21 protein-coding genes, 1 tRNA gene and 1 pseudogene are annotated in these 22112 nt (G+C 70.1%); 13 read left to right on the top strand and 10 right to left on the bottom strand.

Annotated features, from left to right (window positions below; all coding sequences use genetic code 11):
- Positions 1-7 precede the first annotated feature (7 nt).
- The 12 genes and pseudogenes from FHS34_RS18465 (at position 8) to FHS34_RS18415 (ending at position 10536) form a co-directional block, all read left to right on the top strand.
- The gene (locus tag FHS34_RS18465; protein ID WP_184966657.1) at positions 8-1591 is read left to right on the top strand and encodes a phage tail sheath family protein; all 1584 of its coding nucleotides are present in this window, start codon (positions 8-10) and stop codon (positions 1589-1591) included.
- Between the two features lie 67 nt (positions 1592-1658).
- Entirely contained in the window at positions 1659-2093 is a 435-nt protein-coding gene (locus FHS34_RS18460; protein ID WP_100829481.1) for a phage tail protein, read from the top strand.
- Positions 2075-2371 (top strand): annotated as a pseudogene (locus FHS34_RS18455) (hypothetical protein); the annotation flags it as partial. The gene FHS34_RS18460 and the pseudogene FHS34_RS18455, both read left to right, overlap by 19 nt.
- A 56-nt stretch (positions 2372-2427) precedes the next feature.
- A complete protein-coding gene (locus tag FHS34_RS43810) occupies positions 2428-2613 on the top strand; it encodes a DUF6760 family protein (RefSeq protein ID WP_100830894.1) in 186 nt (61 codons plus the stop codon).
- Positions 2606-3076, top strand: coding sequence for a phage tail protein (locus tag FHS34_RS18450; protein WP_100829479.1), 471 nt, complete (start codon positions 2606-2608; stop codon positions 3074-3076). Before FHS34_RS43810 ends, FHS34_RS18450 begins: the two co-directional genes overlap by 8 nt.
- A 1126-nt stretch (positions 3077-4202) precedes the next feature.
- Positions 4203-4880 (top strand): hypothetical protein, encoded by a 678-nt coding sequence (locus FHS34_RS18445; RefSeq protein WP_184966653.1) that lies wholly within the window; start codon positions 4203-4205, stop codon positions 4878-4880.
- A gap of 13 nt (positions 4881-4893) precedes the next feature.
- Entirely contained in the window at positions 4894-5580 is a 687-nt protein-coding gene (locus FHS34_RS18440; protein ID WP_221509112.1) for a CIS tube protein, read from the top strand.
- Positions 5573-7225 carry a VgrG-related protein gene (locus FHS34_RS18435; protein ID WP_221509111.1) on the top strand — a complete coding sequence of 551 codons (1653 nt, stop codon included), beginning with the start codon at positions 5573-5575 and terminating at the stop codon, positions 7223-7225. Before FHS34_RS18440 ends, FHS34_RS18435 begins: the two co-directional genes overlap by 8 nt.
- Positions 7226-7281: 56 nt before the next feature.
- Positions 7282-7683 (top strand): PAAR domain-containing protein, encoded by a 402-nt coding sequence (locus tag FHS34_RS18430; RefSeq protein WP_184966649.1) that lies wholly within the window; start codon positions 7282-7284, stop codon positions 7681-7683.
- Positions 7680-8078 (top strand): gp25 family contractile injection system sheath assembly initiator, encoded by a 399-nt coding sequence (locus FHS34_RS18425; protein ID WP_184966647.1) that lies wholly within the window; start codon positions 7680-7682, stop codon positions 8076-8078. The genes FHS34_RS18430 and FHS34_RS18425 overlap by 4 nt, the downstream gene beginning before the upstream one ends.
- Complete coding sequence (locus FHS34_RS18420) at positions 8075-10018, top strand: putative baseplate assembly protein (protein ID WP_184966645.1); 1944 nt, start codon at positions 8075-8077, stop codon at positions 10016-10018. The genes FHS34_RS18425 and FHS34_RS18420 overlap by 4 nt, the downstream gene beginning before the upstream one ends.
- Complete coding sequence (locus FHS34_RS18415) at positions 10015-10536, top strand: hypothetical protein (RefSeq protein WP_221509110.1); 522 nt, start codon at positions 10015-10017, stop codon at positions 10534-10536. The genes FHS34_RS18420 and FHS34_RS18415 overlap by 4 nt, the downstream gene beginning before the upstream one ends.
- A gap of 662 nt (positions 10537-11198) precedes the next feature.
- Here the strand turns inward: FHS34_RS18415 and FHS34_RS18410 are convergent.
- The 8 genes from FHS34_RS18410 to FHS34_RS18375 form a co-directional block, all read right to left on the bottom strand.
- Entirely contained in the window at positions 11199-11603 is a 405-nt protein-coding gene (locus tag FHS34_RS18410; protein WP_184966643.1) for an ATP-binding protein, read from the bottom strand.
- A 355-nt stretch (positions 11604-11958) separates the two neighbouring features.
- Positions 11959-12032: transfer RNA gene (locus FHS34_RS18405), tRNA-Met, on the bottom strand.
- A 105-nt stretch (positions 12033-12137) separates the two neighbouring features.
- On the bottom strand, positions 12138-12473 hold the full coding sequence (locus tag FHS34_RS18400) for an STAS domain-containing protein (protein ID WP_184966641.1): 336 nt from the start codon (positions 12471-12473) through the stop codon (positions 12138-12140).
- A gap of 445 nt (positions 12474-12918) precedes the next feature.
- A complete protein-coding gene (locus tag FHS34_RS18395; protein ID WP_184966638.1) occupies positions 12919-14097 on the bottom strand; it encodes a PP2C family protein-serine/threonine phosphatase in 1179 nt (392 codons plus the stop codon).
- A 178-nt stretch (positions 14098-14275) separates the two neighbouring features.
- Positions 14276-14620 carry a MerR family transcriptional regulator gene (locus FHS34_RS18390; RefSeq protein ID WP_184966636.1) on the bottom strand — a complete coding sequence of 115 codons (345 nt, stop codon included), beginning with the start codon at positions 14618-14620 and terminating at the stop codon, positions 14276-14278.
- A gap of 621 nt (positions 14621-15241) precedes the next feature.
- Positions 15242-16081, bottom strand: coding sequence for an RNA polymerase sigma factor SigF (locus FHS34_RS18385; RefSeq protein WP_184966634.1), 840 nt, complete (start codon positions 16079-16081; stop codon positions 15242-15244).
- 604 nt (positions 16082-16685) lie between these two features.
- Positions 16686-17138 (bottom strand): ATP-binding protein, encoded by a 453-nt coding sequence (locus FHS34_RS18380; protein WP_184966631.1) that lies wholly within the window; start codon positions 17136-17138, stop codon positions 16686-16688.
- A gap of 599 nt (positions 17139-17737) precedes the next feature.
- A complete protein-coding gene (locus FHS34_RS18375) occupies positions 17738-17908 on the bottom strand; it encodes a hydrophobic protein (RefSeq protein WP_184966629.1) in 171 nt (56 codons plus the stop codon).
- A 142-nt stretch (positions 17909-18050) separates the two neighbouring features.
- Here FHS34_RS18375 and FHS34_RS18370 point away from each other — a divergent pair, with 142 nt between their 5' ends.
- Positions 18051-18224: a CsbD family protein gene (locus FHS34_RS18370; RefSeq protein WP_184966627.1), complete on the top strand. Its 174-nt coding sequence runs from the start codon at positions 18051-18053 to the stop codon at positions 18222-18224.
- Positions 18225-18644: 420 nt separating this feature from the next.
- Here the strand turns inward: FHS34_RS18370 and FHS34_RS18365 are convergent, their stop codons facing one another.
- Together FHS34_RS18365 and FHS34_RS18360 are read right to left on the bottom strand one after the other, a co-directional pair.
- Positions 18645-20402: a thiamine pyrophosphate-dependent enzyme gene (locus FHS34_RS18365; protein ID WP_184966626.1), complete on the bottom strand. Its 1758-nt coding sequence runs from the start codon at positions 20400-20402 to the stop codon at positions 18645-18647.
- Positions 20403-20416: 14 nt separating this feature from the next.
- Positions 20417-22000 carry an FMN-binding glutamate synthase family protein gene (locus FHS34_RS18360; protein WP_184966624.1) on the bottom strand — a complete coding sequence of 528 codons (1584 nt, stop codon included), beginning with the start codon at positions 21998-22000 and terminating at the stop codon, positions 20417-20419.
- Positions 22001-22112 lie beyond the last annotated feature (112 nt).

Below are 22112 nucleotides of genomic sequence, written 5' to 3'. Positions count from 1 at the left end.
TAGGCACATGGCAGTGGGGGGAGCCCCCGGCGTCTACGTCGAGGAGCAGGTCAGCGGGTCGATGCCGCTGCAAGGGATCGGCACCGCCGTCGCCGCGTTCGTCGGATTCACCGAGAAGTACGACCAGGAGAACGGCGATGCCACCGACCCGGAGGGTGTCAAGCCGCAGTTGGTGACCAGTTGGCCGCAGTACGAGCGGGTGTACGGCGGGTTCGCGCCTGACATCGTGCTGCCGCATGCCGTCAAGGGGTTCTTCGAGAACGGTGGCAGCAGTTGCTACATCGTTCGTATTCCGGCCGGCGACACCGGCACCGCCCAGCGTGCACTCCCCGCCGCCGGCAGGCCGGAAGTCGAGTCGCTGGTGGTGTCGGCCCGCGAGGTCGGCGGCGCGCTGGACGTCGTCGTGGAGACCGAGCCCCCCGCCGAGGGCGAGCAGCCGCAGAGCTTCGCCATCAAGGTCAACCGGGACGGGACCACGAAGGAGCACTTCACCAACCTCACCTTCGGCAAGGGCACCCAGAACGTCGTCAAGGTCGTCAACGACCAGTCCGAGCTCATCCGGGTCGAGACCCGCACCGTCCCCGGCCTCTCCCCCGCCGACCGCATGCCCGCCCCCGGCAGCTACGCCATCGAACCCAGCGCCCCCGCCGCCATCACCGCCACCCCGGCGGACCTGGCCGGCTCGGAGACGACCCGGACCGGGTACGAGGGTCTGGCGATCGCCGAGGACGTGTCCATCGTGGCGATCCCGGATCTGATCACCGTATGCCGGCGGGAAGACGGAACCGTCGACGAGGAGTTGTACCTCGCCGCCCAGCGCAAGCTGGTCGACTGGTGCGAGCTGAAGCGGTCCATGATGGCGATCGTCGACTCGCCCCCCGGCCTCAACGCCCAGCAGGCCCTGGCCTGGCGCGAGCGGCTGGCCGTGGACAGCGCGTTCGGGGCCGCGTACTACCCGCACGTCGTCGTGGCCAACCCCAAGGCCCGGCCCGGCGCGACCAACGGGGAGCGGTTCCTGACCATCCCGCCGAGCGGACACGTCGCCGGCGTCTGGGCGCGCACCGACGGGGCCCGGGGGGTCTGGAAGGCCCCGGCCAACGAGGTCATCCGGGGCATCGCCCGGCTGGAGACCGAGGTGACCACCGGCGAGCAGGACGCGCTGAACCCGAAGCAGGTCAACTGTCTGCGCTCGTTCGGCGCCAACGGCCTGCGCATCTGGGGTGCGCGCACCCTGGCGTCCCAGGACCAGAGTTGGCGCTACGTCAACGTACGCCGGCTCTTCATCTACATCGAGGAGACCATCCGCCGCGGCACCCAGTGGGTGGTGTTCGAGCCCAACGACAGCGACCTGTGGGGCAGGGTCAACCGCACCATCGGCGCGTTCCTGCACAACCTCTGGATGCGCGGCGCGCTGGTCGGTGCCACCCCGGAGCAGGCGTTCTTCGTGCTGTGCGACGAGACCAACAACCCGCAGAGTTCCATCGACGAGGGGAAGTTGATCGTCGACGTCGGCATCGCACCGGTCAAGCCCGCCGAGTACGTCGTCTTCAGGATCAGCCAGTGGCAGGGCGGCGCCACGAGCAGCGAATGACCGGCACGGAAGTCCCCGCCACTCCGGCACCTCGGCACAAGCGCGCCAGTAGACAAGGGAATGCGGCATGTCTGATCTGCTCACCACGTTCACGTTCGTCCTCGAGATCGACAGCGTCGAAGTCGGCAGCTTTCGCAAGGTCTCCGGCATCGAGTCCGAGACCGAGACGATCGAGTACAAGGAAGTCAACAAGGACGGCAAAATGATCATCCGGAAGCAGCCGGGTGCCATGAAGTGGTCCGACATCACCCTGGAGCGCCGGATCGACGTCTCCCAGGTGCTGTGGAACTGGCGCAAGGAGATCATCCAGGGCGACGTCGACAAGGGCCGCCGCAACGGCGCGATCCTGGCCAAGGACTCCAAGGGCGAGACCGTCGCCCGCTGGGAGTTCGTCGCCGGATGGCCGTCGAAGTGGAGCGGCGCCGACTTCGACGCGGGCGCCAACGACATCGCCACCGAGAAGGTCGTCATCACTCACGAAGGCCTGGTCCGCGTCAAATGAGCCTGCACACCGAATACCCCTTCACGCTGCCCAAGGGGTACGTCGACGAGGAGGGCACCCTCCACCGCGCCGGCGTGATGCGCCTGGCATGCGCGCGCGACGAGATCGAGCCGTTGCGTGACCCCAGGGTCAAGGAGAACGAGTCCTACGGGACGGTCATCGTGCTCGCCCGCGTGATCACCGAGCTGGGCACGCTCCCCCGGGTCAACACCAGCGTGGTGGAGCGCATGTTCGCCGGCGACTTCGCGTATCTCCAGGACTTCTACCGCGTGATCAACTTCGGTGATCCCTCGGTGCTGGAGGAACTGGAGCCGGGCGCCCCTTTCCCGCAGGCATCGCTGGAGGCGGGCTAGGCAGATACGCGGAGGACGAGCTCTGGCAGGAGATCACGTATCTCGCGTACCACCTGCACTGGAGTCTCGACGAACTGCTCGGGCTGCAGCACGGCGACCGCATCCGGTTTCTGCGGCAGGTCGCCGTGCTGAACGAACGATCGTGGGAGGCGGTCATCAATGGGTAGCGAGGACCGGACCATGGACCCGCCCTGGGGCGGCCGGTTCGTGTTCACGGTCGACGACCTCGACATCGGGTCCTTCACGGAGGTCGCCGGGCTGACCGTGTCGATCGAAGTGGAGGAGTACGCCGAGGGCGGGCAGAACCAGTACACGCACAAGCTGCCGGGGCGGATGAAATGGCCCAACCTGGTGTTCAAGCGTGGCATGACCAACGCGGACAATCTGTTCGCCTGGTTCGCCGCCAGCTCCGGTGAGGGGTTCGCCAAGGCGGGCAACAAGCTGACCCATCGCAACGGCGCGATCACCCTCAAGGACGCCAAGGGGCGGGACGTGGCGACCTGGAAGTTCACCGGCGCCTACCCGGTGAAGTGGACCGGCCCACGGCTGGCCGCGACCTCCAAGGACCTCGCCGTCGAGGAATTGGAGGTGGCCCACTGTGGATTCCGCATGGAGGGGCATCACCGCTAGCGGCCCTGTCCTGCCCGGCCCCGGCCGTCGGCCTTCCCTGGCCCGGCGCCCGGTGCGGACCGCGCGGTGGCTCGGGCGGGGGCCGGTGGGAGCTACGACGGCCGGGCAGGACGTGCCCGGCCTGCCGGTGCGCTCCCCATGGTGGTTGCTCGTCCGCCGGGCGCTGCTGCTCGGCAGGCGTCCCGGCCTCACTGCGGGCGCCGGCGCTCATACGGCCACCCGGCCGTCCCTCGCGCCACGCGCGCTGCCTCTCGTCGGGGACACCGCGCGCGGGGCTCCGGCAGGTGTGGGCCGGGGGCTCAGGCCGGCCCGCCCGGCCGGCAGGATCCCGGCCAGGGTCGCGCTGATCCGGGCCGCGGGATTCGATCAAGGGCCTGTGGTCGGCGGGGTCAGCGATGTGGCGTGTCTGCGGGTACTGGGCGGGGGCGCGGTGTCACCGGCCGGGGGTGGCTTCCACCCGGAGATCGTGGCGACGCCCCCGTCACACGGCCCGATTCCGCGCTCCCCAGCGCCGCCTTCCGTGGAGAGCGGGCCACCCGTCGTCGGCTCGGCCGGTCCCGTGACAGTGGCGAGACCCGCTTTGACCGGGCGTCAGCAGGGCGTGACGGGGCTGCGGCCGCAGGGGGCCGTAGCCCCGTCCGGCGCGGTTCCACCGGAGGGGGAGATCGGCTCCGCAGGAGGGTGGGGGGCATCGGCGTACCCCGGGTCGATGACGACTTCGCGCTGGATGACGGGGCGCGAGCCTGCCTCTGGCGCGGGCCGTCCCGCACCGGCTGCGGCAGGAACACCCGGGCGAACGCGTCGTGGGACGCCTCCCGGACCCGGAGCGCCGTCCGTGCCCGTACGGGCTTCGGAGCCGGTGCCGGGTGCGGTCCGGCGGGCCTTCACGGGGCCTACGGCGACCCGCTCGTCGGCCATGCTCCGGTACACGGGCCCGTCTGCGTCGCCGTACGCATCACCGCACGCGACGCGATCGAGGACCGTCCCGGCACCGGGAGCGTCCTCCTCGTTCTCCCCCGGTGACGCCGGACTTCCCGTGACCGGCACTCCGGAAGCGCGCTGGAGGGCGGCGGTGTTCCGCTCCCCGCTCGAGTCCCCGAGGGCGTTTCCCGGCAGGCTGCTCCCCATGGTCCAGGCGATCACCGGCGGAACCACCTCCACGTACACCACGGGTCCCGCGACCCGTCTGGCCCTCGCGGCGGCCGGGGCCCACGGAGCGACCACACGGACCACCGTGCATCTGCCCACCGAGCCCGGCCGAACCGATCCCGTCCTGCTCGCCCATGAGCTGAGCCATGCGCGAAGCCCTGTCGTCAGGCCCCGGTTCTCGCTGAAGGCCCCCGCCGGCGCCGCCGACGCGGACGAACGCTCCGCGCAGGCCACCGGATTCGCCGTGCGGCGCGCCCTGGCCGACGTCAGTCCGGGCCTCGCCGGCACACTGCCGGTCGGCGGGGCCTCCGCCGGGGCGACCGCGCTGGTGGACGCGGCGACCCGGGCGGCGCGGGACGCGGTGCGCGAGGAGGTGGAACGGGCGCTGTCCTCCGTGAACCGGGCGGGGACGGGGGCGGCATCCGGGCTGCCGTCCTCCGGGGGCGGCGACGGGTTCACGGGCGGGGCGTCTGATGCCCGTATGGCACCCCAGGCCGAGTCGGGCGCCGCCGCCGACCCCGGGACAGCGGGCGCACCGGGTGTCCCCGCCGCTTGCTCCGTACAGCCGTCGCTGGAAGACATTGTGCGGGCGGTCGAGGAGCGGCTGCTGCATCAGCTCGAACGGCGTGGCGGCCGGTACGCAGGAACATTCTGAGGGGGGCGTGTCCATGAACGAGATGAACGAACAGCCGTCCAAGGCCTATCTCGAGGTCGAGGGCAACGGTGAGAAGATCGAGTGCCTGTTCAACCCGGCGGAGCTGACCATCAGCAAGTCCAACTCCTGGCAGGCGGGCGACGCGAAGGGCGTCAACGCGCCCGCGCTGCGGTTCCAGGCGGGTCAGTCCGCGACACTGTCACTCACCCTGATGTTCGACACCACCCGGGACGGGAAAGACGTCACGTTCCACACGTCCAAGCTGCTCAATCTGCTCAAGGTCGACCAGGACCTGCCCGCCTCCGACCGCAGCCGGGGATCCGGACGGCCGCCATGGGTGAAGTTCCACTGGGGGGATCTGCACTCCTTCAAGGCGGTCGTGGATCGCCTCCAGGTGCGGTTCACCTACTTCGCCAGTACGGGAAAACCCTTGCGGGCCAAGGCGGACATGACTCTCAAGCAGTGGCAGGACGACGGCCTCCAGCCCTTGCAGAACCCCACCTCCTCCACGCCGACGCTGCATTCCGTCCATGTCGTACGGCCGGGCGAGACCCTGGACCGGATCGCCGCCGCGCGCTACCGCGACCCCACGCGCTGGCGGCTGATCGCGGAGGCCAATGACATCCTCGACCCGCTGGCCCTGCCCGCGGGCACTGCCCTGGTCATCCCCGAGCAGCCGGTGGTGCGCCGCCGTGGCTGAGCAGCGGAGTCTCGACAGTGTCGTGATCACGGTGGACGGTGCGCCGCTCACGGCGTCGCTGTATCCGAGGATCACCCAGGTGCGGGTGGAGGAGTCGGTACATCTGCCGGACGCCTTCACCATCCGTTTCGAGGACGCCCACTTCGAGCTGTTCGACGAGGACCGCTTCCGGCTGGGCACCCGCATCGAGATCGCCTTCCGCGCCGACGGCGACGCGGTCATGGTGACGGCGGGCGAGGTGACCGCGATTTTGGTGGCGCCCGGGGTCTCCGGCCGCCATGAACTGGTGCTCACCGGCCTCGATCTGACGCACCGCCTGGCGCGGGGACCGAAGACGAGGAGCTTCCTGCGGATGTCGGATGCGGACATCGCCACCCGTATCGCCGGTGAGTACGGACTGGACGCCGACGTGGATGCCACGGACGACACCCGGGAGTATGTGCTGCAGGCCGCGGAGACGGACTACGCGTTTCTGCGCGGGCTGGCAGACCGGATCGGTTTTGATCTGTGGGTGAGCGACCGGGAGCTGCACTTCAAGCGGCGGCCGTCCAGCAGGACTTCGGCCCCGACCCTGCGCTGGGGCGAGAACCTGCTGGACTTCACGGTGCGTTGCGCCTCGGCCGAGCACTGTGACGAAGTGATCGTCACCGCCTGGGACCCGGTCGACAAACGCACCGTCACCGGTCGTGCCACGGATCCCGACCATGGCACCGACGCCCCCGTCGCCACCGAGATGGCCGAGGCGGCGCGCCGGACCTTCGGGCGGGTGTCCCGGCGCGCCGGTCATGTCCCGGCGTCGAGCCAGGCGGAGGCCGACGCGTACGCGCGGTCACTGTTGCTCCGTGCCTCAGGCTCGGAGGTAGTGCTGCGGGGCGAGGCGACCGGCAACCCGCTGATCGCCGCCGGAGCGGAGATCACGCTGGACCGGGTGGGCAGACGGCTGGCCGGAAAGTACCGCGTGACCAGCGTCGAGCACGACTACGGCAGCGGCCGCCCGTACACCAGCCGGTTCGTGTGCGGCGCCAGGGACGCGGCGGAACTGGCCGATCTGCTCGGCGGGAAGGGTCCGGGAGCCGGCGGGCAGCCCGGCGGCGGTCTGATCGTGGGGGTCGTCACCAGCAATGAAGACCCCGAACAACTGGGGCGCGTGCGGGTGAAATTCCCTACGCTGTCCACGGAGGACGAGAGCGCGTGGGCCCGGGTCGCCGCTCCCGGGGCCGGCCCGCGACGCGGAGTGCAATGGCTGCCGGAGGCCGACGACGAGGTGCTGGTCGGCTTCGAATTCGGCGACCGTAACCGCCCGTTCGTCCTGGGCGGCCTGTGGAACCGCGGGGAGACCCCGCCCGAGGCTGCTCCCGTCCAGGGCGGGCAGGTGACCCAGCGGCTGCTGGCCAGCCGCAAGGACCACCGTCTGGTGCTCACGGACGACCCGGCAAGCTCGGTCGAGTTGTCGCTGGGCGATGCCGACTGTGCACTGACGTTGGAGAAGTCGGAGTCGTCGCTCGCCGCGGAGCAGAAGCTGACGGTCAGCGCCCAGCAGATCGAGATCACGGCTTCGCGCAAGCTGGTGCTCAGCGCGCCGCAGATCGAGATCACGGCGCAGTCCGAACTCAAGGCGAGCGGTAGACCGATCCGGCTCAACTAGGTCCCGGCCCCACCACGGTGGGCCAGAGTCCGCCACGAACGAGAAAGGCGCGCCGCATGCCACAGTCCGCCGCCCGGCAGGGCGACCCGGTGACCGGGACCGACATGCACCTGGTGTGGGTGCCGACGCCCGGTGGGGCACCGGCCCAGGTCCCCCAGCCGCTGCAGTTCAACGGAACGCTGGTGTCGAATCTGTCCACCGACGTCCTCATCAACGGCCGGCCGGCGGCCACCGTGGGCAGCGTCGCCCAGAACCAGCCTCCTCACTTGCCGGTCCCGCCCGGAACCAGCCTGGTCGTACCGCCGGCCAACCAGGGTCAGGTACAGATGGGCGCCCCGACGGTGCTCGTCAACGGCAAGCCGCTGGCCCGGGTCGGCGATCAGGTGCTGAGCTGCTTCGACCTGCCGGGCCCGCCGTCCCTGATCACCGCCGGCTCGCCGGACGTGGTGGTCGTATGACCGACCTCATCGGCTCCGGCTGGTCGTTCCCGGCGGCGCTGACCCCGGCCGGCACGGTGCGGCTGGTCGGCGGTGGCGAGGAGATCGACGCGGCCGTACGGATGATCCTGGCCACCGCACCCGGGGAACGGGTGATGCGGCCCGACTTCGGCTGTGCGATGTGGGAGCAGGTCTTCGCCCCGATGAACTCCAGCACGCTCGGCCTGATCGAGCAGTGCGTACGGGAGGCGCTGGCCCGGTGGGAGCCGCGCATCGTCCTGGAGGACGTGTCCGCCGTGAGCGACGGCGACTCCGTGATCCGTATCGAGGTCGCGTACCGGGTACGGGCCACCAACGACCATCGCAATCTCGTGTACCCCTTCTATGTGATTCCCGGTGAGGAGCAAGCTCCGTGACCCTGCCCGCGCCCCATCTCGACGACCGGCGCTTCCAGGACATCGTCGACGAGGCGAAGCGGCGGATCGCCCTGCGCTGCCCCGACTGGACCGCCCACAATGTGTCGGACCCAGGCGTGGCGCTGATCGAGTTGTTCGCCTGGATGACCGAGATGATCCTCTACCGTCTCAATCAGGTTCCCGACCGGCTCTATGTGAAGTTCCTGGAGTTGGTGGGCGTCTCCCTCTACTCGGCCGCTCCCGCCCGCACCGATCTGCTCTTCGAGCTGGCCGGCCCGGCGAAGGACACGATCGTGGTGCGCAAGGGCACCCGCGTCGGCACCGAACGGGACCAGACCGGGGACCAGGTCGTCTTCATGACCGAGGCCGATCTGCGGATCGTCCCGCCGGAGCTGGTCGCCTGCCGGACCAGGGGCGGCGGCAGCGACGAGGACCGTACCGCCGCGCTGGGCAGCGGGGCGGAGATCGCGGTATTCCCGGCCGTGACCGAGGGCGACGCCCTCTATCTCGGTTTCCGGCAGGGCCTGGCCGGCAATCTGGTACGGCTCGATGTCACGGTGGCCGACGCCCATGGCGCGGGCATCGACCCGGACCGTCCGCCCCGGGTGTGGCAGAGCTGGGACGGCGAGGCCTGGCGCGACGCGCGCGTGCTGGCCGACACCAGCGGCGGCTTCAACAGCACGGGCCAGGTGAACCTGTTGCTGCATGTGGCGCACGAGCAGCTCGCGGTCGGCGGAGTGACGGCGTACTGGCTGCGATGTGTGCTGAGAGGGACCGAAGGGCAGCCGGCCTACCAGACCTCCCCGCTGCTGCAGGCGCTGACGGTGAGCAGTCAGGGTGGGGTCGTCAAGGCCCACCACGCCGAGAGCGCGCCCGCGGAGCTGCTCGGCACCAGCACCGGCCGTCCCGGCCAGAACTTCGTGGTCCGCCGGGCGCCGGTGCTGCCGCGTACGCCCGACGAGAAGGTGCGGGTGATCAGCGGCCGGTCCGACGGGACGGCGCAGACCTGGTACGAGGTCAGGGACTTCACCGGCGCCGGCGAGGAGGACCGGGTCTTCACCTGGTCCGGGGCGACCGGCGAGATCCGGTTCGGCCCGAGGGTCACGGCCAAGACCGGCGAGACGCGCCAGTACGGCGCCATTCCCCCGGAGAACGCGCAGATCACCGTCACCGGCTATCGCTACGGCGGAGGCAGCCGGGGCAATGTCGGCGCCGACAAGCTCACCGTCCTGCTGACCTCGGTGCCGCAGGTCGGCTCGGTACGCAATCTGGATCCGGCGACCGGCGGCGTCGACGCCGAGACCGTGGACAACGCGAAGCTCCGCGGACCGCTGGGGCTGCGCGGCGGTCAACGGGCCGTTACCGCTGGAGATTTCGAGCGGCTGACACTGGAGGGGGCGCCGGGGGTGGCGCGCGCCCGCTGTCTGCCTCCGGACAGGGCAGGTGAGCCGGTGCGGCTGCTGGTGGTGCCGAAGGTCTTCGACTCTCCGCGCTCCCTGAACATCGATCAGCTGGAGCCCGGGCCGGACGTCTGCGAGGACATCAGGCGCCATCTGGACGGTCGGCGGCTGCTGACCACCCAGGTGCGCATCAAGGCACCGTTCTACCAGGGCATCTCGGTCAAGGCCGTGGTACGTGCCGCGGCGACGGTGCAGCCGGACTGGCTCCGGTCGGCGGCGGAGGAGGAGCTGTACCGGTTCATCAACCCGGTCAGCGGCGGCCCGGACGGTGGCGGCTGGCCGTTCGACCAGGGGTTGTCCATCGGCGACATCTACGCGGTTCTCAGGGCGGTGCCGGGGGTCGGCAGCGTGGGATCCGTGGAGATGCTCAAGACCGATCTATGGGGTGAGCGGGCACCGGTGAACGCCGGACAGGAGGCGCAGCTCCCCCCGGGCGCTCTGTTCATGTCCGACCTGCATGAGGTGGTGGTGAGCCAGTGAGCGGCTGGCTGCTGGCCCAGCTCCCGCAGGCGATGATCCGCGACCAGGTGCTCGCCGGGTTCGTCCTGGGGTGTGAGGAGACCGTGGACTCGGTCGTCCAGCACCTCGACGACCTGGAATCCAAGCTGGACATCGAGTTGGCGTCGCCGGAGATGATCGCCTATCTGGCCGGCTGGCTGGGCATCGAACTCCAGGCCCTGACCGTCGCCGACAGCGAGGAAGGCCGCATCGCCCAGCGGCGGCTGATCCGCGCGGTCGGCCAGAACCTGGGCAGGCGAGGCACGGCCATCGGGCTGGAGACACTACTCGCCGCGCTGACCGGAGGCCGGGCCGACGTGTCGGACTCGGGTGGGATCTTCGGTCCCGACGACCCCGTCCCGGCACCGGACCCCACGGTGCGCATCAAGCTCGACCAAGCCGGCCGGCTGTCCGAACGGCAGATCAGGGCCGTCATCGAGAACGAGCTGCCGATCGGCGTCCGCTACACCCTGACCATTCACGGCGGAGGTACGCGATGAGCGACCCGTACGACGGAGCGCTGCGCCGCCCACGTGGCGGCCCGGGCAGCGAACGGTCCGGCGGCCCCGGCACCGGTGCCGGAAGACCGCAGCCGGTCCCGAAGAGGAGGGTTCCCGGGCCGCGTTGCCCTGCTTGCCACCATGGCAACCCCACCACCCGGGTGCGCTGCGAGATCTGCGGCCATGAGCTCTGGCGCGGCGGCGCCAGCACGCTGGCCCCGGCCCCGGCTCCGCTGCCCGTGCCACCGGAACCGGATCCCCGCGGTGGCACGGGGCGTCTCCTGGCGCTGGTTCTGGCACCTGTCGTGGTGATGGCCGCCCTGATCGCGCTGGTGTATCTCCTCGGCTGACCGATGGCGGATGAAGGACGACACAGGCCGGCCGCGGGCAGCCGACCGCAGTGGGGGCCCGACGGTTGATATCGCCTGCCCTACGACTGTCGGGAGCTGTGAGGCAGCAGAGCATGGTCACCCCACGGTCGTCACGCACACCCCCCGGCCCAGACCGTTCGGGCCGATGCAGTCCTCTCACATCTGGTGGCCCGCGTCTCTCACCCTCTGAGGGTTCCCGGTCGCGCGTTGGCCTTCGACCGGTCAGGTCGGACCACAGAGCTGAGCACGGCCGGCAGGGCTCCCCGGTGCACGCCTGGGGGGCACGCGAACTCAGGAGTCGAGGCTGAGTTCGGCCCAGACCGTTTTGCCGGGGTGGCACGGGGTGACGCCCCAGCGTCGGGCGAGCCGTTCGAGGAGTTGCATGCCAAAGCCGCCGGGCTCGGTGTTCGCAGTGGCGCGTTTGCGGGGCCACCGGTCGCTGGAATCGCTGACGGCTATCCGCAGCCACCGCCCGTTCCAGGTGAGCCGGATCAGGGGCGGGCCGGAGCCGTGGCGGATGGCGTTGGTGATCAGTTCCGAGACGAGCAGTTCGGCGGTCTGGATCATCCGGTCCCGGCGCAGCGGGCCGCCGAAACCTTCCACGCAGTCGCGGACCCAGTGCCGGGCGGCCGTGATGCTCGCCGTGACCGCGGGGAAGCGCGACTCGCAGGATGGGATGGTCGATTCGGAGTTCACGAGGTTCCTCCAGCGCGGGTGACCCTGGGCCGCCGCCGACCGGGGCTGTGCCGCGGCCGGTGGCAGCCGTTTGCCGGGTTACCCCTGTCTGCCTGGTGAACCATCTGTGTCTGCCGGGTGGCCGGCAGTTCCTGTGAAGGCCATCCGCCGGGAGATCGACGGGAGCGGTGGTGGCGGGCTGGAGGGCGCTGGCAGAATCCGGCTACTCAGCAGAGCGGCAGGTTGCGCCGTGTAACGTCGGCTGATCAGATCACTGTCCGAGGCGGGGGGCAGATTGCCGAGGCGGCGTACACCTTCGGTGCAGCCGGCCCACACGCAGTGAAGGCCCGGTGGACACCGGGCCTTCACTTCTGAGTAGCGGGGACAGGATTTGAACCTGCGACCTCTGGGTTATGAGCCCAGCGAGCTACCGAGCTGCTCCACCCCGCGTCGGTACGGTGAACTGTACGGCACCGACCGGGATCCACCCAATCGACTTTCGCCTACGCTCGGACTGGGCCCGATTTCCCCATGCCTGATCCTGGAGCCTGTCCGTCAAGCCCCGGGCAGAGCGTGCAGCGTCCTCAGCGGGAACTGGACGTCGGTGCCCGTCAGCTCCAGGACGCGCCGGACCGGGGGCTGTATGCCGCGTGCTTCCACCGTGCCGCCGCCCGCGAGGACCTGCCGCCGCACGCTTTGCAGCAGTCTCAGACCGGCGGCGTCCATGAACGTCACGAACGTCATGTCGAAGGTGAGGTCCCGGCCGGCGATCGCGAGAAGAGCGAGCGAGGGCGTGGCCTGCACGCGGGCCGGGAAGTCCAGCTCCCCGACCAGAGTGATCACGATCCGCGTAGGCGCATCGACGATGCGGATCTCGAAGAAGGGCTGCATGGAAGGAACCGCCGTTCGGGATCAGAGGCCCATCACGGTCGGCTCCCACTGCCGGAAGGAGGCCGTCAAGCGCGCGGCAGCCGGTGCCGCTCACAGCCGAGCAAGAGCGCCCGTCCCCACCACCGGCCATCCGTTCACCGACCGTCCGGCAGTGCTGGGTCTCTCACCAGGCCAGGCAGGTTCTTCCTCCACACTCGCACAGCAGTACGCCCTGCACCAGGGTGCGGCAGGGAGCGGGCGTGGCAGCCGGGACGGACGGCCGTGATGGTCGACCGGCTCGCGCCGGGCTTCCGGGCCCTGCGCGGCGACCATCAGGACGCCAGGCCGTGCGCCTGCGGCCAGATGGCGGCCCTGGGCGATGCAGGTGCCGTCCCCCTCCAGCGCCACAGCGGTCCGCAAACGGCCGTGGGGAGCGGGCCGTGGTGCTTGATCAGCGAACGGGAGCCTACCCGTCTTCGCGCCGCGGACCGTGCCAGTCCAGGATGAGGACAGTGGCGTCGTCCCTGAGATTTCCCCGGCAGGCATCCAGCACCGCGGCGGTCAGGCAGCGCACGGCTTCCCTGGGATGTGAGGTGCGGGTCTCCCACACGAGGGATGCCAGGTCGACGGCTCCGGCGCCGCGTTCCTGCATGCCGTCGGTGAGCAGAATCAGACGGTCGCCGGGGCGGAGCTGGAGTTCCTGGGCCCGGTAGGGGTTCGGGGCTGCCACTCCGAAGGGGAGGTCGACCGCGAGCTGGACCTCTTCGACCTCGGTGGCGCCCCTGTGCAGGCGCAGGGGCCGGGGATGCCCCGCGTTGACCAGTTCGCAGGTGCCCGTTGCGAGGCCGATGCACAGCAATTGGCCGGTGGCCAGGCCGCGGCTGTGGGTCAGCAGGGCGTCGTGGGCGCGTTGCGCCTGCTGGAGTGCGTCACAGCCACCGCGGCGGGCGCCGCGCATGGCGCCGACCAGGAGCGTGGCGAGCAGCGCGGAGTTGGTGTCGTGCCCCATGGCGTCGGTGATGGACAGGTGCAGCGTGTCACGATCGAGCGTGTAGTCGTAGGTGTCCCCGCCGATGTCATCGGCCGGCACCAGCCCCGCGGCAAGGGTGAACTGGGGAGCCTCGCAGCAGGAGGCCGAGGGAAGCAGTTGGTGCTGGATCTCGGCGGCCAGGCTGGTCTGGGTGGTGCGCCGGCCCACGTGGTACAGATCGGTGAAACGGCGGTCCGTGACGATGATGTAGGCCAGTGCGTGCGCCGCGTCTTCGATCTGCGCAAGCACGGTGTCGTCGGCGTTCTGCAGCGTCGCCTCCAACAGACCGATACAGTCGCCGCGGTTGGTCACCGGCGAGATCACGCGCCGCCCGCCCTGGCCGTCCGGTTCCACGCGCTGGCGCTGGCTGCGCAGGACCGCGTCGTAGACACTGCCCTCCAGGTCGATCCGCTCGGCAGCACCCTCCACGTCGTCCTCGGCCTGTGTGGTCAGGCGCAGCAACCGCCGGCCCACGAGGTCGGCGAACAGGAACGACACACGCTCCGCCCCGAAGCGCTTGCGCAGATCATGCGCGAGTACCTCGACGGACTCCCCGGGCGGTGCCGCCTCAGCGGCAGACAGAAGCTGCCCCAGTTCCAGATCCCCGCCACCCATGGCAACCTCCTGTCGGTTGCTGCTCCTTCTTCCCCCGGTTCGCCCCTCGTCACCCCGTACATCCGTCACGCCCGCTCGCGCGTGTCTCTTCCGGCGGAGTCCGGTTGACGCATCAAGCCCGACTGAGCAACGGAACGGCGGTGCGGTTTCTCAGCCGCCTCGGGTCCGGGCGTTGTGCTCAGGCTGATGTGTTCGGCTGAGGCCTGCCGCGCTCGGCGCGCAGTTGCTCGTTGATGCGCTGCGCCTCTTCGAGCTGGTCTTCGAGGATGACGATGCGGCAGGCGGCCTCTATGGCGGTGCCCTGGTCGACGAGTTCGCGGGCACGGGCGGCGATGCGCAGCTGGTACCGGGAGTAGCGGCGATGGCCGCCATCGGAGCGGAGCGGGGTGATCAGGCGGTGTTCACCGAGGGCACGGAGGAAGGCAGGGGTGGTGCCGAGTATCTCGGCGGCCCGGCCCATGGTGTAGGCGGGGTAGTCGTCATCATCGAGAGGGCCGACGGGACGGGGACCGGCAGGCGGCATAGACCTCTTCTTTCGGGACGCGTCGGGGGGCCCGGGTGCCAATCGGCACCCGGGCCCCGAGCTTTCAACACCATCTACCGGCGCACTGCGTCGGCCTTCTTTGTCCGCAGGTACCGCCCGGGAGGGCGGGGTTGCGGGGATCGTGAATGCGTGACCGGGGACCACCTTCCAATCCGGGGCCTTGCGGTACCCGGGCGGACTGCTTCCTCGCCCGGGCGATCCTGATGGCGTTCTGCTCCTTACCTGTCGAACACTCGGATACCACAGGTGCTGCTCACAGCCCCGCTGGGGCCGTGTCCTTCGGGTCCACCTGCACAGCAGTTCGTGCCTGCTGTGCCCACTTGGACTTCTGGGTACGCAGACCACGCTAACCCTGCGGCGGCGGAATGTCTACTGTTGCCATGACAGTTTTTCTCCATGGAGTGTGCGCATGCTTCTGCCTCAGGCACACCAGGAAGAGTGGGAGCTCGGCTCGGTCCCCCACCCACCCAATCGGGCGGCGAGCCGAGGGTGGCTACGACTGGCAGCACCCAGTGCCTCCGTCGCACGCCTCAGCCCCGGATACGCCTGATGCCCGCCACAGCTGTGACGGGCATCTGGAAGGCGCGGACAGCCGGCTGGTCAGCCGGTGGTCAGCAGGCCCTCACGCAGGCGGGCGAGGCAGCGGGACAGCAGCCGGGAGACGTGCATCTGGGAGACGCCCAGACGCTCACCGATCTGGGCCTGGGTGAGTTCCTCCACGAACCGCATGTGGATGATCTGCCGGTCCCGCTCATCCAGGTCAGCGATCAGCGGCGCCAGGGAGTGGAAATCCTCCACCAACTCCAGCGCGGTGTCTTCCACGCCGATGAAGTCCTGCAGGGCGGTCTCGCCGTCCTCGCTGCCGCCTATGGCGGCGTCCAGGGAGGCGGAGTTGTAGCCGTTCGCGGCCAGACGGGCCTCCATCACCTCGTCCTCAGGCAGGCTCATCAGCTCCGAGAGCTCCTTGACCGTCGGCGTACGACCCAACCGGCTCCGCAGCTCCTCCGTGGCTCGGGCGAGCTGGACGCGGGCCTCCTGCAGCCGCCGGGGTACGTGCACGGCCCAGGTGGTGTCACGGAAGAACCGCTTGATCTCACCGACGACGTAGGGAATGGCGAAGGAGGTGAACTCCACCTCGCGGGACAGCTCGAACCGGTCGATCGCCTTGATCAGGCCGATCATGCCGACCTGGACGATGTCCTCCATCTCCTCCGGACCCCGGCTGCGGAACCGGCCGGCCGCGAAGCGGACCAGGGACATGTTCATCTCGATCAGCGTGTTGCGGGCGTAGCTGTACTCGGCCGTGCCCTCCTCCAGCACCGCCAGCTGCTCGAAGAACAACCGGGAGAGTTCACGCGCATCCTTGGGCGCCACCCGGGAAGGGTCGGCGACTTCGGGCAGCTCGGTGGTCTGCCTGTCCAGCATGTTCATGAGCGCCATGTACGTCCCCTCCCGGCTTCGGGCTCGTGCCACGGCCCGCAGCGATTTGACCGACGATGCCTCGGCTACCCCTCCCTTTTCCACCCATGCCTGCCACCACGCGCTCGAGAGGCAGGGCCGTGAGCTGGGACGCCTCGCCGCGGAGAGGCCATCAGCCCGGTCTGGCCGACAAGCCCGGCGGCGTTCCGGAGTCGGCCGGCGGCCCTCGTGCGGCGGGTGGTCCAGGGGTTGCGACCGGAACCGGGCCGGCGCCGCGACGGCAGGGACCGGCAAGCGGGCTGCGGCTGCGGCTGCGGCTGCGGCTGCGGCTGCGGCTGCGGGGGGAGCCTCCGGTCGGGGAAGCGTCCGATGCGGCCTGCCCGTCGGGGCGGCGGCACGTACTGGGGCCTTCGGCTACGAGTGCGCGGGCGTGGCAGGGTGGGACCGACGGTCCTGCGGCCCTTTCGTCGCCGCGGCACGGGCAGCGCACGTCGTGAAGGTGACCGATGCGAGCGCTCTCGCCGTCCCCGCCGGGTCGAGCGACAGCGGCCAGGACTCCAGGCCGGTCACGGCGAGGCGGCCGGCTTCGGCGTGCGGGCGAGCATCAGCCGAACCCCGCGGTCGCTCACCTGCTGGCCCAGGAGCTGACGCCGCACGGATCGTCCGTCAGGGCCAGACGGGCGATGATGCGCTTGCCGACCGGCTCTCGCACGGCTTCAAAGCCCTGGCAGACGGCCATGACGATCTCCAGGCCGTGCTGCCCCACCCGGCCCGCATCGGCGGCCCGGGCCACCGGCAGCACCGGATCCGAGTCCCACACCTGGACCTCCACCAGAGCACCGACGATCCGCAGATCCAGCAGGACGGGGCCGACGGCGTACTTCTGCGCATTGGTGACCAGCTCGCTCACCACCAGCTGCGTCACCTCCACGGCCCGCTGGGAGACCGCAACACCGTGCTCGGCGCGCATCCGGGTCAGGAAACCGGCCGCCGTGTGGCGCGCCTCGGCGATGCAGGGGCCCTCCCCGTCCAGAGCCACCGCGACGCTCGGGTAAGCGTCATCTGAGTGGGGCGTCATTCTGTCGTCGCCCGCCAAGGCCCGTTCCATCCGCACCGCCTCTACGACCTCATGCCTTCAGACGCAGGTACCCGCGATCGGGCCGGACAACCCAGGGTGATCGGACTGCCGGCTGGGCCACACAACGGCGTCGCCTCATACGACGCAAGCCATCGCTCGGACAAGATGCAGGTCGTAGCCGAGATCGAGGAGGCTGGACAGACCGTGGTGGAAACCGAGAACGGGCACCGGCCCGAACCACTGGCAGTCGTGTCCACCGCCACCGACGGCGTCACCTTTGTGACCGTGACCGGCGAGATCGACCACACCAGCACCGGCCCCCTCATCCGGACTCCGGCCCTCGGCGCCGTGACGAGCAGCCGGCGCATCTGCAGAAGGAAGTCGCTCCGCCAGGCCATCGGCGTCCTGATCTGCCTGCACCGGCTCAGGGACGCGGGGTGCTCCTGGTCGACTGCCTCGCCGACGCCTGGCGGGTCCGCCGTTGCCCCGCGGCAAAGACGCCACCGCCTGCTTCCAACCGCCCGAATCAACGGGAACGACATGAGCGGGGCCTGGCCGGTACAGGCCAGGCCCCGCTCATGGGGTGAGTACTAGTCAGGTCACCATCGGTACCAACGGCCGCGCCCTCCACCCGCGCTCGTGGAGCGCATGACGAAGCCGAGCAGCCACAGCACCAGGACGGCGAGGGCCACCCACCAAAGGATCTTGACGGCGAAACCGGCACCGAAAAGGACGAGTGCGAGAAGCAGAACGAGCAGCAAGGGAACCATGATTATCAACCTCCTGAGCCGCCGTATGCCCCGCGACTGTTTCTTCATTCCGGGAAGGGCGGCTTGTTTGTACGGGGAGAGCCGGGGCACGAGGGACTGCAGCAACAGAGAACGGCACCGCAGTGACGAGGAGGCGCATTCCATGACTGCCGGCGAGAAGGCCAAGGCGAAGACCGAACAGGCCGAGGGCAAGCTCAAAGAGGCGGCTGGAAACGCCATCGGGAATGACCGCATGGCCGCCGAAGGACAGGCCGAAAAGAGCACGGGGGATGCCCGTGAGGCCAAGGAGAAGGCCAAGGACGCCTTCAAGCACTGACTGCATTTCCTTTCGTCGAAGGGCCTTCCCGCGCACGCCCCGGGAAGGCCCTTCGGCATTGATCGGCGCGCTGTGGGCGGCATCCTCGGCACGGACGAGCGGTGAGGTGGTCCGTGACAACCGCGGCCACGAGGAGAGCGCGCCCGGGCGACTTACGGGCCGCCGGGCGGCCCGTTGCGCTTCTGACTGAGCAACCACGGTCCTGTTGCCGCGTCATCGCCCGGTCAGCCCACCCCGCCCTCAGGAATGGGGGTGGCGCCGCGGTCGCCGTGGACGGGAAAGATCTGGCCGAGTCCGATGATGCGCAGGGTGCGCAGGGTGTGGGTGGATCAGGACCTACCAGGCGGGGGCCGCCAGTGCGGCACGATCGGCTCCGTGCGTCGTCCCTGGCAGACCGTGGCCGGCACTCCCCGAGTGTCGTCAGGTCCCGTTCGGCTCTCCGTGACTCCGCACGACTTCCTTCACCTTGGCCACCGCGAACCCCCAGCCCTGCTCGACCGTCGGCTTGGCCGGGACGGCGATCTCGTCGGGGTTGGTGAGGACGTCGAGCAGGACCGGGCCCGGGCTGCGGAAGGCGCGTCGCACGGCGGGCTCCACGTCGGCCGGGTCGGTGACGCGGATGCCGGTGATGCCCATGGCCTCGGCCACGGCGGCGAAGTCGGGGTTGTCGAGGACGGTGCCGAACTCGGGGAGGCCGGCCTGCTCCTGTTCGAGTTTCACCATGCCCAGGCGACGGTTGTCGAAGACGACGAGCTTGACGGGAAGGCGGTACGTCTTCAGGGTCATGAGGTCGCCGAGGAGCATGCTCAGCCCGCCGTCACCGCAGAAGGCCACGACCTGCCGCTCGCGGTCCAGGCACTGGGCGCCCAGCGCCTGGGGCATGGCGTTGGCCATGGAGCCCAGGTTGTAGGAGCCGATGAGGCAACGCTCGCCGCGCATCTCGACGAAGCGCGAGAGCCACACCGTGGCCATGCCCGTGTCGGAGGTGAAGACGGCGTCCTCGGCCGCCACCCGGTCGACGGCCGCGGCCAGCGCCTCCGGGCGGATGTCGTGGCCGCGGTTGTCCAGCGCGGAGCGGACCCGGCCGATGAGTCCCTTGTCGTGCGACGGGTCGGCGAGCCGTGCCTGACCGGCGCGCCACCGGTCGAAGCGTTCGCGCGCCTTCTCCACATGCGAGCGGTCGCGTCCGCCGCCCGGACCAGGCCCGGCCGCGAGGTGGCCCAGGAGGTCGCGCACGGTGGCGCCGGCGTCCCCCACCAACCCGGCCTCGACCGGTACCCGGCGTCCGATGTGGGTGGCCTCGGTGTCGACCTGGATGACGGTCCGGCCCTCGGGATACCAGTCGCGGTAGGGGAAGTCGGTACCGAGCAGGAGGATCGTGTCCGCGTCCTGGAGGGCCGATGCGGCGGCGGGGTTGCCGATCAGTCCCGTCTGGCCGACCTGGAAGGGATTGTCGCCCTCGTAGCCCGCCTTGGCCTTCAGGGTGAGGACCATCGGTGCGGCCAGGCGGTCGGCGAGGGTGAGGACGTCCTCGCGGGCGGCTCGGGCCCCCTCCCCGACGAGCAGGGTGACCCGCTCGGAGCGGTCGAGGATTTCCGCGGCTCGACGGACCGCCGACTCCTCCGGACGGCTCACCGCAGGAGTCAGGGAGAACCGGGGCGGCCGGTCGGCGGTCAGTTCCCGCTCCCCCAGGTCGCCCGGCACGGTGAGGACGGCGACGCCCTTGCGGCCCAGTGCCTGGCGCACCGCTGTCTCCAGCATCTGCGGCAGCTGGTCGGGCGAGGTGATCGTGGCGCGGAAGGCGGCCACGTCGCTGAAGAGGGCGTCGTTGTCGACCTCCTGAAAGTAGTCGCTGCCCAGTTCGGCGAGTGGTACCTGGCCGGCGATGGCCAGGACCGGGGCGTGGCTCTTGGCCGCGTCGTACAGTCCGTTGAGGAGGTGGACGGAGCCGGGCCCGACGGTGCCCATGCACACGCCGAGGGTGCCGGTGAGCTGTGACTGGGCGCTCGCGGCGAAGGCCGCCGCCTCCTCGTGACGGCAGCCCACCCATTCGAGGCCCTCGGTGGTGCGGATGGCGTCGGTCAGGGGATTGAGTGCGTCTCCCACGACGCCGAACACCTGGCGTACGCCGAGTTCGCTCAGCGCGTCCACGATGACGCGGGCAACAGTACGGGCCACGTGAGTCCTCCGGTTCAGACGGTGAAGTGGTCGGGGTCGGCGGCGTTCCAGTCGGCCGCCCAGGAGGCCGGTGGCTCGGCGAGCAACTGCCCTGGTGCGAGCCATTCGTACAGCTCCTCGTAGGAGCACTCGGTGACGGGGTCGACGCGCCGGCGGAGCATGTGCGGACGCAGTTGCGCGGGATCGGTGACGCCCATGGAAGCCATGATCTGCAGGGCGCTGGCCACGGTCGCTTCCTGGAAGCGCTGTACGCGCGCCGTTTTGTCGGGTACATGGAGGGCGCGGGCTCGGCGGGGGTCCTGGGTCGTGACGCCGGTGGGGCAGGTGTTCGTGTGGCACCGCTGCGCCTGGATGCAGCCGACGGCGAACATCATCGCCCGCGCGGCGTTGCCGTAGTCGGCGCCCTGCACCATGCGTTTGACCAGGTCGGTCCCGGTGGCGATCTTGCCGCTCGCACCCACCTTGATCCGGTCGCGCAGGCCCGTGCCGACGAGGGCGTTGTGCACGGTGAGCAGCCCCTCGGTGAGCGGAGCGCCCACATGGTCCGCGAACTCCAGCGGCGCGGCACCCGTCCCGCCCTCGGCGCCGTCCACCACGATGAAGTCAGGCGCCGTGCCCTCCTCCAGCATGGCCTTGCACACGGCGAGGAACTGCCGGCGCGAGCCCACGCAGAGCTTGAACCCGGCAGGCTTACCACCGGACAACTCCCGCATGCGCGCGATGAAACGCACGAGTTCGCGCGGGGTGGAGAACACGCGGTGATAGGGCGGGGAGACGACCGTCCGTCCTTGCGGCACGTCTCGGACGCGGGCGATCTCGGCGTTCACCTTGGCCCCTGGGAGAACACCGCCGATGCCGGGCTTGGCGCCCTGCGACAGCTTCAGGGACACGCACTTGACGTGATCGTGTGCGGCCTTGTCGGCGAACTCGGCCGCGTCGAAGTCTCCTTGTCCGGTGCGGCAGCCGAAGTATCCGGTGCCGGTCTCCCACACGAGGTCGCCACCGGGACGCAGGTGGTACTCCGACAATCCGCCCTCACCGGTGTCCTGGGCGAACCCTCCGGCCGCCGCGCCCCCGTTGAGGGCGAGGACGGCGTTGGCCGACAGCGACCCGAAGCTCATGGCCGAGACGTTCAGCAGTGCCATGTCGTACGGACGTCCGCAGTCAGGGCCACCGATCCGCACGCGCGGCGGGTCCTTCGGCACCGGGCACGGCGCCATCGACGGAACCAGGAACTCGTGACCCGGCTGATACACGTCCCGTTCGGTGCCGTACGGCTCCTCCGCGTCCGTGCCCTTGGCACGCTCGTAGACGATGCTGCGTACGTCCCGGTCGAAGGGACGGCCGTCGTAGTTCCGCTCGATGAAGTACTGCTGCAGCTCCGGGCGTATGCGCTCCATGAGGAAGCGGGCATGGCCGAGGACCGGATAGTTGCGCAACACCGAATGCCGGCGTTGCAGCAGATCCCGCGCTCCCGTCAAGCCCAGCAGCATCACCGGTACGGCGACGATCGACCACCAAGGGTCGATCCAGGCCGCTGCCAGGGACGCCGATACACCTGCGACAAGAGTCAGTACGACGATTGCGATGCGTGTCACCCCTTGCTCATTGCCGGGCGATCGCTCTCCAGTCCTGGGAAACGTCCTCGGGTCACCAGCGCCGGCGCGGGCAGCGTCCACCGGGGGACGGCTCCTCGCGGATGCAGCTTGA

The sequence above is a fragment of the Streptomyces echinatus genome, assembly GCF_014203595.1.
GTDB classification, from domain to species: Bacteria; Actinomycetota; Actinomycetes; order Streptomycetales; family Streptomycetaceae; genus Streptomyces; species Streptomyces echinatus.
This window is presented reverse-complemented; position numbering and strand designations above follow the sequence as displayed.